We start from the raw sequence: 17,952 nt of genomic DNA, 5'->3' as shown, positions 1-17,952 counted from the left end.
GTTCGGTTCTGAGCGAAATGAAGGATCTAGTTATCTGTAATACAAATGATTGCTTTCAGCGAATCCTTCGGATTTCACTTCGTTCAGCATGACAAGAAACAGTAAGCTCTGGAAATTCTAACCCCTTTCCTTAATAATGATGAATTGTAATATGAAACCTTTGTCATCCTGAGCGGAGCAAAGGATCTAAGATGCTTCACTTCGTTCAGCATGACAAATTACCAATCTAATATTTACTTAAAATCAATATATTATGATAGTATAGAAATTACGTTAAAATAGTTTACAGTTATTACAGTAATCACAAAGCCGCCTCAATTTACTTCTGAGACGGCTTCTGTTAAATGAAATCTAAACCAATTAACATCCATTAACGCTTTGATGGAAGAGCTAAGAAACCTTAAAAATTCTCATAATTCTTATCATCATGTTCTTTAAGGTGAAGGTTGATACCAGACGTTTTCTTACCTGTGGGAACAAATTGGTTTGTAGTTTTTTTAATGTTAACCTCTTTTTTAGGAGTATAGGTTTTATTTATACGCATACCTTCGTTCTCCTTTTCAATTTTAAAAAAGGATACAAGCTCTTTTAGCTGTTCTGCCTGACCTGCAAGCTCCTCGGCACTAGATGCAAGCTCCTCGCTAGCCGATGCATTTTGTTGGGTAACCTGATTTAGCTGCTGTATTGCCCCGTTTATCTGAGTGGTTCCATTAGTCTGCTCTGCGCTAGCAGCGGATATCTCTTGCACCATTTGGGTGGTTTTCTCTAGTTCGGGCATAATATTCATCAATTTTTTTCCAGCCTCTTCTGATAATCCTAAACTTTTTTGAGATAGCGATACAATTTCATCGGCAGAAACCTTACTTCGCTCTGCTAGTTTTCTTACTTCTGCAGCTACTACGGCAAAACCTCTACCATACTCACCAGCTCGGGCGGCCTCAACAGCAGCATTAAGCGCAAGTATATTCGTTTGGAATGCTATATCATTAATTATGTTTATTTTATTGGCAATTGTTCTATTGGCTTCAACGGTATCACCAGATCTGGTTGAAACTTCATCCATACCTTGGTAAGCCGATACGGATATCTTTTCAGTTAGAGAAGCATTTTGGCTATTCTGCTCTATAATTGATGTTATTTCCTCCATGGTTGATGATAACTCTTCAACAGAAGCTGCCTGCTCATTTGCTCCTTGGGAAAGAATCTGTGACGTTTTACTCATTTCCATACTTGCTGTTGCAATATTATCAGCTCCAGCAATAATATTTCCTATTATGTCCTTTAGTTTTACAACCATTTCCTGAATATCCTTCATTACGCCCACTCGCTGCCTTGAGCCAAAATCAACCAGTAAATCTCCATTTGAAACTTTATTAGCTATTTCTGCAACTTCCGTTGGCTCACCTCCTAGCTGTTTAATGGTTACCCTCGTTATAAATGTTGCTATTGCAACACCTACAATTAAAGCAATTATTGATATTAATATTATTGTAGACCTATTTGTGCCTACAGAAGAGTACATTTTCAGGTTCTGGTTCTTCGAAGATTCTGAGGTAATTGCAATTGCCTCCCTGGCATGAGTTACCATTTCCTCTTCAGCCTTGATTTGTTCCTGTGTGTTGGAATAAAATTGATCAAATTCTTTCTTGTACTCACGAATCGCATCACTAATCTCTTGAATATTTAATTCATCAGAAATTTCAAGGGTTTTATTATAGTTCTCCATAAATTTGTCATAGTTCTGCTTATCTTTAAAAATAATGATGTCCTTCTCTGATTTTCTGGTTTCTAAAAAATTAATTAATAGTAATGCTACCCTATTCCCATTTTGTTTATCAAGGTATTTTTCGCTTTCAGATTTTACAACACGTCCATGCTCTCTCATTTGTTGCAGTATGGATTCATCCTCTTTATCAAGTTTAACATAGGTGTCAAAAGAGGCTAAATAATCATGAACCTTTTCTAAAATACGATCCTTTTCATCCTTATCTGCTTGCTGAGAATGGCTTGCTTTAGCCTCAAGAGCAATTTTTTCAATTTTATCTATCGCCTCATGAAGCTGTTTTACGTAGTTCTGGTTATTCCTGAGCATAAAATCCTTTTCGTGCCTTCTTGCTGAAAGCATTTCTTTTTCAACCTCCTTCATGTAGTCGCTTTTCTTTACCCGGTCAAGTACATCGACAAAACCTCTAACACTTAGAATTACAACTATTAGGGTTAACAGAAGTACTAGCCCATATCCCAGAGCTAATTTCTGTCCAAATTTTAGTTTATTAAAGTTCATAGTAGTTTTATTTAGGTTTAGAACTTAAAATCGATGTTAGCATATACAGAAATCTTTTTTGTTTTGTCTGAATTTTCAGGTAATACGTAGCGTCCATTAAGCGAAAAAGAAATGTTTTTTATAGGACTCATTTGAAATCCAAAAATGGCTGTGCTTAAATTTTTATCGTAGTTCCAGCTATTCGTTTGACCGCTCAAAGTGTTGGATGATAGCCTATCATATCGCCCAAAAATTTCAAGTTTTTTGGTTAATTGGTAAGCCGCAAACAAAGATAATCCGTTCAACTTTTTATTGTCTACATTTCCAAAATTTTGCCCAATTTCCAGCTCAGCACCAACTTTAAACTTAGTACCCATATAGCTTATATAATTTGTAATGTTCGATTGAGCCACACCCTTTTTGCTATAGTCAAAATAAGCCCTATAGTATAAACCTTTAAATGGTTGAATGGTGACTCCTAAACCGTACCAGTAAATATTATCCGATTGAACTTTTTTAAACCCTTCACCATTTCGTACTGTTACATCAGCCGAAAGCCAATTGGTAAATTTATAGTCAATTTTCGCCCCAAGATCAGCACTTGAACAGAAACCATACTCATCTTGTAGGGTTTTCATAACGTATCTGTGACCCCATTGCTGATCCTGAAGTTTAAATTGATTTAATTCAATCATTCCAATCGATACCGAAAATTTGTTTTTCTGATAAGTTCCATATGCAAACTTTAGGTGAGCTGTATGTTGCAATGATGTTGATATAGTGTCTACTGTTTTACCGTTAATTGCAACATCAGGTTTAGAAACATCAATCACGGTTCTTACAGAAAAATTTTCGGAATAGCTATAGTTATACCCAAGATATGCTCTTGAAACTTCAAATGCGGTTTTGTGTTCGTTGAATTCATAAAAGAAATCAGTAAAAACTCTTCCTTCTATTTTTCCGCTTGGGCTAAACTTTACCAACGAATCTTTTACCTGAGCATTCGTAAATCCCACAATTTGGAGAGCTAGGAATATACCTAGTGCAGTTTTTTTTAACATAGTAATTTCACAGTTAAACAATTAAAGTCTAATTTGAGTAACTCCCTATTAATTCAAAAAAATTATATTCTATTTTTAGTAGAGTTCGAAAACCTTAAAAATTTTCATAACTCTTATCATCATGTTCCTTAAGATGAAGGTTGATACCAGATGTTTTCTTACCTGTAGGAACAAATTGAGTTGTAGGTTTCTTAGTATTAACCTCTTTTTTAGGAGTATAGGTTTTATTTATACGCACACCTCCGCTCTCCTTTTCAACTTTAAAGAAGGATACTAGCTCTTTTAGCTGTTCTGCCTGACCTGCAAGCTCCTCGGCACCAGATGCAAGCTCCTCACTAGCTGATGCATTTTGTTGAGTAACCTGATTTAGCTGTTGTATTGCCCCGTTTATCTGAGTGGTTCCATTGGTCTGCTCTGCGCTAGCAGCGGATATCTCTTGTACCATTTGTGTGGTTTTCTCGAGTTCGGGCATAAGGCTCATCAATTTTTTTCCTGCTCCTTCTGATAGCTGCAAACTCTTTTGCGATAGTGCCACAATCTCATCGGCAGCAACCTTGCTTCGCTCTGCAAGTTTTCTTACTTCGGCTGCAACTACAGCAAAACCCCTACCATATTCACCAGCACGAGCAGCCTCAACCGCAGCGTTAAGTGCAAGTATATTTGTTTGGAATGCTATATCATTTATTATTTTTATTTTATCGGCAATTGTTCTATTGGCCTCAACGGTATTGTTAGCACCAGTCGCCACATCGTTCATGCCCTGATAAGTTGCAACGGATATTTTTTCTGTATGTGAAGCGTTTTGGCTATTCTGTTCAATAATAGATGTAATTTCCTCCATGGTTGAAGATACCTCTTCAACCGAAGCGGCCTGCTCATTTGCTCCCTGGGAAAGTTGCTGCGATGTACTGCTCATCTGTAAGCTCGCTGTGGCAATATTATCGGCTCCTAAAACAATATTTCCCATCATTTCCTTTAGCTTTACAACCATATCCTTTAATGATGAGGCTAAAATACCCACCTCATCTTTTTGGTCAATATCAAGCTTTACAGTTAGGTTACCCTTTGAGATTTCATTTGCAAATACTACCCCCTTATTCAATGGTTTGGCAATTAAATTTACCATTATATAGGTAAAAATTATAGCAATAATAATGGCTATAATATTTACAACAATTGAAAAAATATAGACGCTATTTGTTGTTGTATCAAAATTCTTATCGGCAGCTTTATTTTCTGCTTCTATTGAAGTAACCATTTTATCTACAGCAATATCTAGATTTAATAGTATTACGTCAAATTTTGCATCAACTATACGAATCTCTGCCATTGAGCTGTCCGCTTTGACTAGCGGTAACATATCATCCTCAAATAGTGAAATTATATTTTTTAAATGCTCACGACACTCCTTTAAAAGATCTTTCTCCAAATTTGTATCTACAATTTTTTCAAGATTATCCAAATCACTCAATGCATTTGCTTTATCGTCCCTCCACTGTTTCTGAACCTCGTCTAAATTTCTGTTAATAATAGCATCAGCAATATCTTGATAAAGTACAGTTCCCATTGCTTTAATCTCTTTAGCATAAACAAGAGCCTGTGAGCGCAGAAATCCCTCATCCTGTAGTTTAGATAGAATAGTCTGTTGATAAAGTTGGTAAATAGAAACCATTACAAAAAGTGAGATTACAATAAAGAAGCTAAGTATCAGTTTTTGGGCAATTTTTAAATTTTTCATGATTGTTCAATTATTTTATTTTTTAATTATTTTTAGAATGGGTGCTCGAAGGATAGGTAGAAGAAAATCCCAGTATCGGACTTACCATCCCGAATGGTTGTAGGTATTGCTATACCTGGCACTATTTGTAGCTGTTTTACATCAATTGCATACCTAAAACCTGGGCTTACAATTGTTTCATTCACCAGCTCCATTTTGTTGCTTGGATTTGGTATCCTATAAATATTATGAAGAACTTCGAGCATTAGGTTCAGTTTCTGTGTAGCTAGCCAGATTAAACTTGCCCCCATGTTAAAATTTAGTAGATTGTTTTTATTCTTATTGTTCAATAAATCAACTGATTTCACGTTTGGTAATAGTGTTAATCCCACATTAGCATGGCAAGCAAAAGCATTGGTAAGCCTTTTGCTCATTGGCAAATTGAGCTGATAACCGAGAACGCCATTACCAAACCCTTTATCCTCGTTTCCAGTTGGAAGAATTATCGAAAATCGTGGGGCGAGAGTTATAAAATCATCATGCCCTGTAAGCTGGTATCTATAGTTAATAAGGAAATCGGGGATTCCATTTGTAGAATTGGAATTTAACCATGAGTAACCTATTGTATAGCTGAATTGATGTTTTTGGGAACCTACGGGCCACTCCTGAGTAAATGAGTACATTAAATCTTTTGTGGGGCTCATTTTATAGTAGCCACTGCTTATATGCTGAACAACTCCATCCTCCTGATTGTATGCCTCTTCTACAAAATACGAATTATCTTCAATGGCTTTAACAAATTGGATTTCTTTTTGCTCCTGTGCAATTAAACCATTGTGGGTAAGAACAAAAAAGATTAATAATAGTCTTATTCTCATTGTATTATTAATTATTTTGTTGATCAGCTTCATCAGGAATAATTTCAGGTATAGAGGTGCTCAAAATAGCCACCTCATCGGCCATTAAAACATTTTCAATATCAACAATCATTATAAATGAATCATTATTCTGATAAATTCCTTCAAGAAAATCAGATCTATATTTATTCCCAAGTGTTGGTGTTGGAGCTATTTTACTTGGTTCAATTTCGTGAACTTCATTAACAGAATCAACCAGAATACCAAATTTAATGTACTGACCTTCAACGGTTGCCTCCATAACAAGAATACAGGTACTTGATGTGATTTTTGCCTCAGGCAAACCGAACTTATAGTGTATATCTATTACAGGTAGAACCTCTCCACGGAGGTTAATTATACCCCTCATATAGCTAGGGGCGTTTGGAAGTTTTGTGATTTTTGGCATCTCTAAGATGCTCATTACAGAACCAACATTGGTTGCAAACTCCTCATCATTCAGTCGGAACGAAAGGTATGAGGTGAGTTTTTTCGTGGTTTCTTCTACTTTCATTTTATTAATTTTTATGTCTTAATAGTATCTTTTAAAACTTATCATCATCTAAATTCCGCTAATTGGGAATTTCATTTTCTAATAGCTAAAAAACATCGCAGATTGCGATATTTATTATTTAGAATTATTGTTTTTAATTAACCATTTAATCGTATTTCAAATGTTATTTCTTAGAATTTAAATGATTTAAATCTACTCAAAAAACCATATTGATACTTCCGATAATAGCTAAATTTAATAAAGTTGTTCCAATATCTATCTATACTAAACTTACTATTAAGTTTCAGACTTGCTGAATTTATTAATCACGGACAAAATCAATACAAACTAAAAGCATGATTAGTATACTGTAAAAAATTAGTATACAGTATTATGCAAATATAGTTCTAGGATTGTGATAGTGAAAATATAGATTAATGAGATAAATCACCTTTTTTTATGCGTTGTTTCATCATTATTTGGACGAGTTGGCTTAGATATGTATTCTTCCCTGCATTATTAACAGGATGACATTTCCAGACTATAATGTTTCTTGTCATCCTGAACGGATTGAAATCTGAAGAATTACTTTCGTCGAACTAGTAAAACATGTCCTGATGTTTTTTTATCGGGAGAACACTCGGTTCTAGATTTTTTTGAATCATTTTAATTTTATCTGATATGCCAATTGCTATATTGCTACCATAATAATTCTTTGCAACCTGTAACTTTACTCCAATATTTTACTTCCCGAACCTTTAAAAATATCTTTTTTCTACACAAAAATAATATTTTAGCAAATGAATCTTTTAATATCATTAATGCGTATTTAATGTTACTTATATTGACAAAATATTTAACTTGTGTGTTGATATAAATAATTTCATTAATATTGTATTTAATTATATACGCCTTGCATAACAAACTCTATTTATGAGCTTACAAATTAACAGAAAAATAATTAAAGCATTTATACTAAATGAGCTTTCAGATGAAATGATGTCATTAGTTTCGGATGCAATACTCGCAAATGAGCGTTTGGCAAGAATGTGCGAGGAAGAAAAATTTAAAATTGATATAAAGCGATACCATGATAATGAGATGACCCCTGCCCAGCGGCTTGAGTTTGAGAGCAAGTTAATAAAGGACACGGAGTATTCTGTTGAGGTTAAAAAGAACGAGGAAAATAACAGCTCTCAGGAGGAGTCTCCTCTAAGAAGAAAACTGGATAAGGCCCACAGTACCTATAAAGCTTCCCAAAAGCAGCATTACACTATAAATAGGAGGCTTAAATACTGGTTGGCAGCTGCGTCAATCGTAATGCTGCTTATTACAGTTGGAGGGATAAGCTATAATTTTCAACCTAGCGATTCATTGGAAAACAGGCTATACACAGAATATTATAAACGACTTGGGCCAGAGGATTTTTATTTATTTAACAGCAACTCTTTAGATATTGCCAAGCAGAAATACGTGGATGGGGAATATTCCAATGCTATTTTACTCTTAAAGGATATTCCATCAACGATAAACGTTGAGGTCGAGAAAAATTTCTTCATCGGATTGTCCATGATGGAGGTTGGTAGGTACAATGTAGCATTAGATTACTACAATCAGGCTCTTTCCAGTCAGAGCGATTTCAATCTTATTCCTCAAACCAGATGGTATTTGGGGCTTTGCTATCTTAAAATTGGGGACAGGAAGAAAGCAATAGATACCTTTCAGATTATTGTGGATAAGAATGATTACAACTACAAACAAGCTAAAAAGATCCTAAAAAAACTTCGCGATTAGGCTAAGACCTTCCAGCGTCACCAGACCTGGAAGTGTCTGCACTCAATAGTATCTTTATCGCCTTCCGTTTCCAGAAAACAAGGAGTAGAGTCAGAATTACGGTAATAGCAAGGGTTATCTTTTTTAGATACCAGTAGTGGTATAGCCCATTCTGGTTACCGTTCACCACAATACCCGCCCAGTAACGTGGGTGAGCAGAAATTGGTTCAACACTTTCAAGGTTCTTCAGCTTGGCAAGTCTTAGCGCCTCATCCTTCCGCATTCCTTTAAGCAGGTTCAGGTAAAAATCGTTTAGTATATTGTTTGTTGACCTATCGGCTGCTGCCCAAAGCGACATCACCACCGATTTACTGCCAGCATACATAAAGCTTCGGCTTATGCTCAGCACACCTTCCCCTTCCGATAGCTTACCAGATCCAGAGAAGCACGATCCAAGCACAACCATCTCCGCATTCAGCTGCATGTTGTACACCTCCCAAGCGTGTAGGTAGTCATCGTCAGTTGAGTCAGTCGGAGTGGATAGGACTAGCTTCGAATTTGCTGGGTTAAGGGTGTCCTCAAAACCATGTGCGTAGAAATGGATTATACCATAGCTGTTGCTGTACTTTCTGAAGTTTTCTTCCGTAGCGTTACTCCCAGTTAGCGATTTTCCAAGTGTTAGCAGTGCAATCTTTCTTACACTCTGTAATCCAATAGGGATATTCCTTAGTGAATCCTTGGAATTCTTATAATCGGGAGCTATCCCCAGAAAATTGGGCGAACCTTTATGGGTGCTATTCAGGGAATTGCTATATAGCGTGGCGGAGTATGCGTAGCCAATAGGGTACTTCATTAGCAGGTAGGGCTCATGCACGTAATCCCGCCTGTCGCCCTCTTGGCATGGTCTATCGGTAAGCACATCAAAGGGGATAAGTCCCAGCTTGCCATCGGGGATTATCAGCAGGTTCTTACCCTTTAGCAAAGGTTCAACGGGGTATATCAGCTTTTTGTAAAGGGTATACGCAGCATCCCTGTACTTGTAGTAACCCGTTGAGTAGAAGCTACGCATGGCATAAATCAGAAAGTTAAGCTGGCGTAGGAAAGTGGTATCCGCCTCTTGCCTCACCAGTTGGAAAGTATCCTTGGTAATTGCAAAGGTATACAGCTCCTTATCTCCCAACACGTATTCAAGAACAGCCTCTTTCTTATCCATTGCTTTTTGTAGCTGAGTAACGCTTACAACCTCATTGCTGTACTTCTGCCTGTAGTATTCGGGGTAGCTACTCTCAAGCCTTTGCATTAACCCCTCAAGCCTCTGCGTTAGAGTAAACTGCTGCTCGTTCCATAAATCTATTTTCGATTTGTTGGGGTGTTCCAGCTTGCTCTCATCCTCAACCTGCATTCTAAGGCTTGCTATCTGTTGCTTTAAACTTCGCTCACTACCGCTAATACTATCGGGTACTCCTGCAATATCTTTTGCCATCTCATCATTTTTCAGTTCCCTTAGTACGGCGTATTTGCCGTACTCAGCGTATCGAAAAGCAATACACATGTACTTTGAATCACCTGAAATTTCGTATAGCGAGTTTGCAATCCTTACTATTGATAGGTAAACCTCATGCTCCCTCTCAGCAAGTTGTAGCTTTGACCCCTCGTACAGGTAGCCTATGCGCAAACGCTCGGTAAAGCTAGTAGCCAGCTCAAGCGTGACGAGGGCAGCCTTAAGGTTCTCTGTTTTGTTTTCTTGCTCCGCTAATTGTCCGAAGGCTTGCGCTTTTAGCTTAAGGATATCCAACAGATCCATATCTGGCAGCACATCCGCATTTGGATTTGTATATATTGAGTTATCGTTGAAACTATAAATCTTTGAGATTAGCGATTGTTGATAATACCTTAACGCCTGCTTGTAATCTCCTTTCCGATAGAATAGTTGTCCATTATTCATTAAGCATAAAGAGGTGTACGAATGCTTTATTCCAAGGGTGCTAATCAATATTTTATATGCCTTGCTATACAACTGCTCACTTTTTGTTAACTGCCCAATTTCCGAATAAAAACAGGCGTAGTTAATATACGCCATCCCTGTCATGTAGTGATTCGTACCAAACTTCTTCAGGTTGTATGCTATCGCCTTCCTAAAACAGTAATCAGCTTTACTCAGACTATCCAATTTCTGGTAAACCAGCCCACAATTATAATATGTTTCGCTATTCTCACCGAGATAATTCTCTTTAGCCATTTGAATACTTTTCAGATAACTTGCTTTGGCAAGATTATAATTCCCTAACTTGTAGTAAGAGTAACCTAAGTTATGATAGTTGTTAACGATATAACCATATTTCCTTTTATCATCACTTTTCTTAAGCACTGCAAGCGTGTTTTCGAAGTAATAGATAGCCTTGGAGTAATCGCCTTTTAAGGAGTAAATATTGGCAAGATTAATATTGATTAACGACAGGTAGTAATTATCAGAGGTGCTTTCCAATGCTTTTTTATAGAAATTAATAGCCTCATTTAAATCTCCTTGCGTTTTATAGATTACCCCTAAGAGGTTGTATATCTTAAAGTATTTTGGGTTTATATCTTCTGATATTTTGCTTTTTAGCAGTAGTATTTTATTAAAATTCTGTACAGCATTACTATAATTGGAAGATCTGTAGTAAACCACTGCGCTATCGTAAAGCGCAGTGATATTGTTTTTTTCCGTTAGTTGTTGGGCTTCTATACATGACAAACGAAGAGGAATGCTCTGTGACAGTAAAATAGGAAATATGATTGTTAGAGAATTAAGCCTAATTCTAAAAGAATTCATTATTATTGCGTTAATGTATCATTAGTTGATACAAAAATAAGCTAAATGTTTAAATAAAAATCTAAGATTATGAAAACGCTGAAAAAAACAAAAAAAATGACAGTGGTTGTAAAAGTCCTCAAAGCCGAAGAGCTAATCCAACTTAAAGGGGGCGAAGGAGCACCAACTCAAATAGATATTATAATACTTTAAGAATGTGCTAAGAATTGGTTTCTATAGTTTTTTGAAAGAAAATCAATGATTCCACATGTTTAACCCAAAACTTATGATTATGAAAACGCTAAGAAAAGGTAAAAAGTCGTAAAAAATTTTAGCTCTAATGGTACAGAATTTTAAGTTGTATAGCTTAAAAAGAAGTCCTACAAAAAAGAACTGCACCCCAAATGTTATATTCAACTTTTAGGGTGCGGTTTGGAGTGGGGCTTTACTAATTGTTGAATTTTGCTAGTGCTTTACGCAATTGTTTCCTATAGTTACTTCCCTCCTACAAGCATCTAAACACCCGTTTGAAAAAAACTAATTCTATCCTGTTTGAGTTTTTTGTAAAAATCGAACACTTTTTGTAAATTAGATGTAAGATATCGTTTAACTAAAAACATTAAAAAATGAGTAGAGATTTACTTTTGAAGTTGAACAATAATTTGTTAAAAAATAGTAAAAACATATTTTTATTTGCCTGTAAGTTGTGCGTATTGTAATGAGAAAAAACAAAAATACCTCTAATTACTAACATATATGCTTTTTGTCATTATATGGCGTTTTAAATCGCTTACTTCTCCAAACGTTAAACCAAAAAATTTAAGTATAAATTTTTATAGACATAGCAATATGTTATAATAAGCACATTTTTACATATTTCGTTTGTTAAAATTCTTTATAGCATTAAAATATGACATAAATAATGTATATGTTTGTTATAGGTTTTAGCTAAGCCAAAAAAATAATCAACCCAAGTAATGGAATGATAAACCAGCGTTTGGGAAATATTAACCTTAAAACAAATAATTATGAAGACGTTAGATTTCGAAAAGATGGAACAAATTGAAGGTGGTTTTAGTTATTGTGGACAACTTAGTTATTGGCTCCGAAATCCTATGGATTTTCAGGGGGATATATACTACCTTCATGATATATATGAGCATAACTGTCGATAGTAATTTTAGGGATATTCGATGGAGTCTAGGTGTGAATTATGTTTAATATTTAAGGCATTTATTCACTACATAACAATACGATAAAGATTTTGGAAGAATTTTAGTTATTCTTTGGAAATCATTCATAACTCTATCAGGATTCTATATCCTGATGGAGTTATGATCTAATAATGAATATAGGTTACTTTTATCTTTAATAAAACTAGATTTATTCTCATGAAAAAATCAATCTTTGCTCTCTGCCTTATTTGCATACAGACACAATTCATTTATTCTCAAAAAACAAATTGTATAAATGGTGCCGTTTTTCAAATTAACACTTCCGAACCAGTTGGATATGCAGCCATTAGTATTAAGGGGAAATCCATTGGAACAGCAGCAAATGATCTGGGAAACTTTTCTTTTTATTTTTCCGACAGCCTAAAAAATGATACTCTGATGATCTCATCTCTTGGGTTCAAAACATACCAGAAACCTATAAACCAAATCCTTAATGACTCCATAAAAACATTTTATCTTGATTCTACTAACATTCCCATTCAGCCTTTGTTTGTTCTATCAAAGGGAGAAACTGCCGAGCAGATTGTAAGAAAAGCCATTAAGAAAATTAAGAAAAACTATCCCACTAAAATGTATTACATGGATGCTTTTTATCGTGAACTTTGTATGAGGGATGATAGGTATGCCCGATTAATAGAGGCTGCAGTAAGCATTCAAGATTTTGGATATGATACAGATTTAAACCTTGCCAAAATAAAAATCAACGAAATACGAAAAAGTGACAGTTATTTAGAATACGATCTTAGGTCAAAGATTTATAAAAAAATTTTTGGAGAAACAAACCTGATCTTAAACATATACAATTCTGACTATGTAAGAGCGATTCAGAATTGTAGTTACACCAATTTTTTATGTAAGGATAACATTAACCGACATGTATTCACACTATCAGGGTGTAACTATATTGATAAAAAGTTAATCTATGTTATAAGTTATAGGGATACATTATGGGATAGTAAAATTACAGTTAGAACCGGTGATATAGGAGGAAATATATATATACAGGCTGATGACTATGCTATTATTAAATTTGAATGGGGTTTTTATGCTGTAAACAACAGCAATCAGGGTAAAGAATGGTATTTTAAAAATAAATATTTTTTATCTTACAATGTAACCTACAGGAAGTATGATGGAAAATATTATCCAACTTTTATTCAGGAAATTAAACCTGTTAGCACTGCTATGAAAACCAACTCATCCGATACGATACAAGGTAAACAGTATGTATTGTCGACCCTTATGGTGAATAATATTCTTACAAGACGTAGGGATTTTTCACGTATAAAAAACGCAGAAAAGGAAATTTTGACTAAGGATATCTATGAGAAAAAATTCCCATACCATCCCGATTTTTGGAAAAGCTACAATATTGTACTGCTTAACCCTCTTATTCAGAGTGTAAATATTGATTTACAAAAGAACAAATCTTTAGAGGAGCAATTTAAAAGTAATGGGGAATGAAAACAATCAAATCATTACTTGAAAGGGAAAATTTTTGGTACCTCTTTGCCATACTATGCCTGTTGAATATCCTTTCTATATATGCTATACATCAAATTATTGTTTCAGATCCTCAATATTTTACTGGTGGAAATGCCCACTCCGCTTCCTTTTACCGAAATATTTGGATTGCAATTAACATCGGTTTCCCAGTTATTTGCTTTATTAAGGTTACTATAATTGCTGGATTACTCCAATTCGGGCTAAAGAATTGGGAGATAGAAGTACCATTTAGAGAGTTGATGTCATTGGTAATACTAGGCGAATTGTTTTTTTGGCTTAGGGATCTTGCCCAGATGGTCTGGTTTCTATTTATTCATACGGAGTATACAATGAAGGAGGTGGATAACTTTTCATTTCTATCATTACAATTTTTTATTGGGTCAGAGGCTAGTGAGGCAATAAAGGCAATTTTTCAATTTTTTAGTATTCCTGAAATGCTATTCTGGGGAATACTTATTTATGGTCTGCAGTTGATCACCAGAGAATCGCTAAAACGTATGGCTAAACTCGTACTCCTTACCTATGGAATAGCATCTATTCTATATCTTATTTTGAAGGGAATATATTTATATAAATTTAATGGTTAGCGTAAAGCATAGACAGTATTACTGACTTCATGTTTTTGATTGTATGATAGGTAAGCAATTAGATATAATAACCAAAAGGAGTATTTACCTTTTTATTGCTGTTGCTAGTATATATGTAATAAATTCGTTGGTAATACGCCTTTTTTACATCGATGATATTTTCTTCTTTAACACTTATGGAGGAAAGTTTAATGCCGACGAAGCCCATAAGATTTTACAACTAGATAAGAGCTGGGGGTTCATTAAATTTCTGTTTATTCCTATAACGCTGTTTATTCGAATATCGTTCGTCGTTCTTTGCTTCTACATCGGCTTATACCTTGCAGAGATTAGGGTATCAATGCGGGAACTGTACAAAGTTGTTATTGTAGCGGAGTTTACATTTATCCTATTCACTATTATTAGAACGATACTTGTTTTTAACCATAGCTTCACCTCCTTTGAGGAGTTGGGGGGATATTCCCCGTTTCGCTTTATTTCAACAGTTAAGTTAAACTCCTATCCCGATTGGATAAAAATACCAATGGGGATTTTGAATTCCATTGAATTTCTGTACTGGCTGGTGCTCTCATTCCTGCTGGCTAAATTAATGAAATGGAATTTTTTAAAAAGTCTATCGTTTGTGCTAAAGACGTACGTGTTAGGTTTGTTAGTGTGGATTCTATTTGTGGTATTTATTGTAATTGTGGTATTTAAGTGATGTATTATGAGTGATAAATCTAGAATAAAACGGATACTATTAGTATGCATTATAGTGCTTATATTATCAATGGTTTTCATGATTATTAATAAGAGGACTCAAGAGAATAGGCTGAGCCAGAAGATCAAAGTTTTGCCCAATTTTACATTTAAATCATTGGATAATCATCTGATTACCCCTGATTCAATTTCATCCGATAGGAATACCATTATTATGCTCTATAGTTCTGATTGCTTACATTGCTATAATATATTCGATCAGATGGTTAATTTAATATCGGAGATGCCAACTTTTCAAATACTTATGGTTAGCTCCGACTCTTTGGAAACGATTAGTGAGTTCAAGGAGAAATTCGATTTAGATCCAGGAATGCCAATCAAATTTTATCAATGCGATAAGGCTGAACTAGCTAAACTATTTGGGCATTACAATTATCCAACTTTATATTACTACGATCAAGGAAAACACCTGATTAAAAAAATAACGCAGAATATTGATGCTGATAATCTTAGAGTATTGATAAAATCCGGTAATTAGGGTGATGAATCTAGCAAGAAAGAGAATATCAAAATCCTTTACCCTGCAAATCGGTAGTTCTGATTGTGGAGTTGCATGTCTGTCAACCGTAATTAAATTTTATAATGGTTTTACACCGCTTGAAAGAATACGAGAGCTTAGCGGAACGGCAAAGCAAGGGACGACAGTTCTTGGCTTATATCAGGCAGCCCAACAGTTAGGATTTGATGCCCAAGGGTTGGAAGCGGAGAGCGTTTCGAATCTAAAAGAACTTGATGAACCTGCCATTCTTCATGTAGTATTACATGAAAACCTACAGCATTACTATGTTTTTTTTGGATTCGATAAGGATGATAACATAGTCATAGCTGATCCTGCAAAAGGAATTCTTACAATTACCAAAGATGAATTAGAACAGGTTTGGAGAAGTAAGGCATTGCTTAAATTGATCCCCAATAAAGAGTTTGTAGAGGGTAAAATAATCAAAAAGGAGAAAAAGTCATGGTTGCAGTCGTTGATTGAAGAGGATTTTGGGATACTAATAGTTGCTTTATTCCTAGGTACAGCCATTACAATTCTGGGAATTTCTACAGCCATCTTTTCGCAAAAGTTAATCGACAAAATACTTCCCTCTGCGGATTACAATGGGTTATTTATTAGCTTGCTTTTATTGTCTGCCCTGCTAATTGTAAAAACAGGGTTGAACTATTTAAGAGGTTTCTTCCTTATTAGCCAGAATAAGGAGTTTAACAATCGGGTTATTCAAAAATTCTATAGTGCACTTATCGATCTACCGAAATCATTCTTTGATACCCGAAAAACGGGTGAGCTAATAGCACGGATGGATGATACTCGGAGAATTCAGAATACTATTAGCTCAGTAGTTGGTAATATGCTAATAGATGGATTAATTATTATAATTTCACTTTTTGTAATTTTTTTATACTCAATAAGTATCGGTAGTCTAGTTTTATTTAGTTTTCTTCTTTACTTCGGTATAATCCGAAGATTTCACAAAAGAATAGCTATTTCACAAAAGGATGTGATGCAATCGTACGCCTTAAACCAGAGTAATTATATCGATACCATTCAGGGTATTGATACCATTAAGTCGAATAATAAGGAACCCTTTTTTAAGGAGTTAACTAAAAATGCATACGGCTTTTTTCAGCAAAATATTTATAATTTAGGTAAACTCAATATTCAGTATAGCTTTTGGTCAGAGGTTACTGGGGTTCTTCTAATTCTTGGAATTTTTGGGCTATCCTCATTTCAAGTGTTTCAGAAAGAGTTAATGATTGGGGAAATGGTGGCCATTCTTTCACTAACAGGTTCAATTATACCCTCCATAAGCCGGTTGGCTATATTTAATATTCAAATTCAAGAGGCAAAAGTGGCATTTGATCGTATGTATGAAATTGCCAGTATAAAATCAGAGCATAAGGATGACCTAACAAAGCAGGATATTGAAATCATCGATAAAATTGAAATTAAAAACCTGAATTTTCGATTCGCTGGAAGAAAGCGGCTTTTATTAAATGTTTCTTTAGAGGTAAAAAAAGGAGAACTAGTAGGGATTTTAGGTGAAAGCGGTACTGGAAAAAGTACGTTAGTACAAATACTCCAAAAATTTTATGAGCCAGAATCAGGACTAATACTGATTAATAATAAAAATTTAGCATTAATCAATACTCATTTTTGGAGGAGTAATATTGGTGTTGTTCCCCAACAAATTAAAATATTTAATGGGACTCTCATAGATAATATTTGCTTGGGTGATTCTAGGAAGGAAGCCGAAAACGTAATCAGTTTTTGTAAATCGTATGGCTTTGACACTTATTTCTCTGATTTTCCCCAACAATATTTGACTATTTTAGGCGAAGAAGGAATAAACATTTCAGGTGGTCAGCAACAGCTTGTGGCATTAGCAAGAGCATTATACAAAAAACCTAAATTAATAATACTCGATGAGGCGACCTCTGCTATGGACAGAAATGCAGAGAACTTCATTTTAGACCTTCTACAACAACTTCGGAATGAATTAGCTATAATAATGATTACTCATAGAATTAAAACTGCCTCAAAAGCAGATAAAATCTATTTACTTGAGAATGGAACAATTTCTAACTCGGGTACTCCAAAAGAACTAATGCTAACCGATAATTATTATAGTTTGTCGTATAAGGAGCAGGTTGGGAATATGATATAGTGATCTTTTTCAAATGAATTTTGCAGAGTACGAGAAAGAGCATGTAGTTTAAATCTAAAAATCATAACTTGAGTTCCTAATATTGAGAATGCCAACTATAATTTTCATACAAATCTATCACGGCTTTTCTTTATAATTTAAAACCCTCGTAAGCTGAATATTAAGCTCGCTCATCTCGCCGTCTGTAATCGTAACTGTATTAACC

The 17,952-nt window shown here is 34.9% G+C and carries 13 protein-coding genes; 7 read left to right on the top strand and 6 right to left on the bottom strand.

Features of this window, described 5'->3' with window-relative positions:
• Positions 1–400 precede the first annotated feature (400 nt).
• The 5 genes from HOO91_13855 to HOO91_13835 form a co-directional block, all read right to left on the bottom strand.
• Positions 401–2,284 (bottom strand): methyl-accepting chemotaxis protein, encoded by a 1,884-nt coding sequence (locus HOO91_13855; protein NOU18636.1) that lies wholly within the window; start codon positions 2,282–2,284, stop codon positions 401–403.
• Positions 2,285–2,301: 17 nt separating this feature from the next.
• Complete coding sequence (locus HOO91_13850; GenBank protein ID NOU18635.1) at positions 2,302–3,324, bottom strand: hypothetical protein; 1,023 nt, start codon at positions 3,322–3,324, stop codon at positions 2,302–2,304.
• Positions 3,325–3,418: 94 nt separating this feature from the next.
• Positions 3,419–5,062, bottom strand: coding sequence for a HAMP domain-containing protein (locus HOO91_13845; GenBank protein NOU18634.1), 1,644 nt, complete (start codon positions 5,060–5,062; stop codon positions 3,419–3,421).
• Positions 5,063–5,094: 32 nt separating this feature from the next.
• Positions 5,095–5,919 (bottom strand): transporter, encoded by an 825-nt coding sequence (locus HOO91_13840; GenBank protein NOU18633.1) that lies wholly within the window; start codon positions 5,917–5,919, stop codon positions 5,095–5,097.
• A 7-nt stretch (positions 5,920–5,926) separates the two neighbouring features.
• On the bottom strand, positions 5,927–6,451 hold the full coding sequence (locus HOO91_13835) for a chemotaxis protein CheW (GenBank protein ID NOU18632.1): 525 nt from the start codon (positions 6,449–6,451) through the stop codon (positions 5,927–5,929).
• A 912-nt stretch (positions 6,452–7,363) separates the two neighbouring features.
• Between HOO91_13835 and HOO91_13830 the strand changes: the two genes are divergently transcribed.
• The gene (locus HOO91_13830) at positions 7,364–8,224 is read left to right on the top strand and encodes a tetratricopeptide repeat protein (GenBank protein NOU18631.1); all 861 of its coding nucleotides are present in this window, start codon (positions 7,364–7,366) and stop codon (positions 8,222–8,224) included.
• Position 8,225: 1 nt separating this feature from the next.
• Here the strand turns inward: HOO91_13830 and HOO91_13825 are convergent, their stop codons facing one another.
• Complete coding sequence (locus HOO91_13825; protein NOU18630.1) at positions 8,226–11,015, bottom strand: CHAT domain-containing protein; 2,790 nt, start codon at positions 11,013–11,015, stop codon at positions 8,226–8,228.
• 1,007 nt (positions 11,016–12,022) lie between these two features.
• Here HOO91_13825 and HOO91_13820 point away from each other — a divergent pair.
• The 6 genes from HOO91_13820 (at position 12,023) to HOO91_13795 (ending at position 17,747) form a co-directional block, all read left to right on the top strand.
• On the top strand, positions 12,023–12,169 hold the full coding sequence (locus HOO91_13820) for a hypothetical protein (GenBank protein ID NOU18629.1): 147 nt from the start codon (positions 12,023–12,025) through the stop codon (positions 12,167–12,169).
• Between the two features lie 216 nt (positions 12,170–12,385).
• Positions 12,386–13,693: a hypothetical protein gene (locus tag HOO91_13815; protein NOU18628.1), complete on the top strand. Its 1,308-nt coding sequence runs from the start codon at positions 12,386–12,388 to the stop codon at positions 13,691–13,693.
• The gene (locus tag HOO91_13810; protein ID NOU18627.1) at positions 13,690–14,322 is read left to right on the top strand and encodes a hypothetical protein; all 633 of its coding nucleotides are present in this window, start codon (positions 13,690–13,692) and stop codon (positions 14,320–14,322) included. Before HOO91_13815 ends, HOO91_13810 begins: the two co-directional genes overlap by 4 nt.
• 43 nt (positions 14,323–14,365) lie before the next feature.
• Positions 14,366–15,022, top strand: coding sequence for a hypothetical protein (locus HOO91_13805; protein ID NOU18626.1), 657 nt, complete (start codon positions 14,366–14,368; stop codon positions 15,020–15,022).
• A 78-nt stretch (positions 15,023–15,100) separates the two neighbouring features.
• Positions 15,101–15,559: a redoxin domain-containing protein gene (locus HOO91_13800; GenBank protein NOU18625.1), complete on the top strand. Its 459-nt coding sequence runs from the start codon at positions 15,101–15,103 to the stop codon at positions 15,557–15,559.
• Positions 15,560–15,563: 4 nt separating this feature from the next.
• Positions 15,564–17,747 carry a peptidase domain-containing ABC transporter gene (locus HOO91_13795; GenBank protein NOU18624.1) on the top strand — a complete coding sequence of 728 codons (2,184 nt, stop codon included), beginning with the start codon at positions 15,564–15,566 and terminating at the stop codon, positions 17,745–17,747.
• The last annotated feature ends 205 nt before the right edge of the window (positions 17,748–17,952 follow it).

Source organism: Bacteroidales bacterium, from assembly GCA_013141385.1.
Classification (GTDB): Bacteria; Bacteroidota; Bacteroidia; order Bacteroidales; family Tenuifilaceae; genus UBA8529.
This window is presented reverse-complemented; position numbering and strand designations above follow the sequence as displayed.

What these genes read in the sequence shown, in the direction of transcription:
- HOO91_13855 (NOU18636.1), bottom strand. Translation starts at nt 2,284, where the DNA reads ATGAACTTTAATAAACTAAAATTTGGACAGAAATTAGCTCTGGGATAT.
- HOO91_13850 (NOU18635.1), bottom strand. Translation starts at nt 3,324, where the DNA reads ATGTTAAAAAAAACTGCACTAGGTATATTCCTAGCTCTCCAAATTGTG.
- HOO91_13845 (NOU18634.1), bottom strand. Translation starts at nt 5,062, where the DNA reads ATGAAAAATTTAAAAATTGCCCAAAAACTGATACTTAGCTTCTTTATT.
- HOO91_13840 (NOU18633.1), bottom strand. Translation starts at nt 5,919, where the DNA reads ATGAGAATAAGACTATTATTAATCTTTTTTGTTCTTACCCACAATGGT.
- HOO91_13835 (NOU18632.1), bottom strand. Translation starts at nt 6,451, where the DNA reads ATGAAAGTAGAAGAAACCACGAAAAAACTCACCTCATACCTTTCGTTC.
- HOO91_13830 (NOU18631.1), top strand. Translation starts at nt 7,364, where the DNA reads ATGAGCTTACAAATTAACAGAAAAATAATTAAAGCATTTATACTAAAT.
- HOO91_13825 (NOU18630.1), bottom strand. Translation starts at nt 11,015, where the DNA reads ATGAATTCTTTTAGAATTAGGCTTAATTCTCTAACAATCATATTTCCT.
- HOO91_13820 (NOU18629.1), top strand. Translation starts at nt 12,023, where the DNA reads ATGAAGACGTTAGATTTCGAAAAGATGGAACAAATTGAAGGTGGTTTT.
- HOO91_13815 (NOU18628.1), top strand. Translation starts at nt 12,386, where the DNA reads ATGAAAAAATCAATCTTTGCTCTCTGCCTTATTTGCATACAGACACAA.
- HOO91_13810 (NOU18627.1), top strand. Translation starts at nt 13,690, where the DNA reads ATGAAAACAATCAAATCATTACTTGAAAGGGAAAATTTTTGGTACCTC.
- HOO91_13805 (NOU18626.1), top strand. Translation starts at nt 14,366, where the DNA reads ATGATAGGTAAGCAATTAGATATAATAACCAAAAGGAGTATTTACCTT.
- HOO91_13800 (NOU18625.1), top strand. Translation starts at nt 15,101, where the DNA reads ATGATTATTAATAAGAGGACTCAAGAGAATAGGCTGAGCCAGAAGATC.
- HOO91_13795 (NOU18624.1), top strand. Translation starts at nt 15,564, where the DNA reads ATGAATCTAGCAAGAAAGAGAATATCAAAATCCTTTACCCTGCAAATC.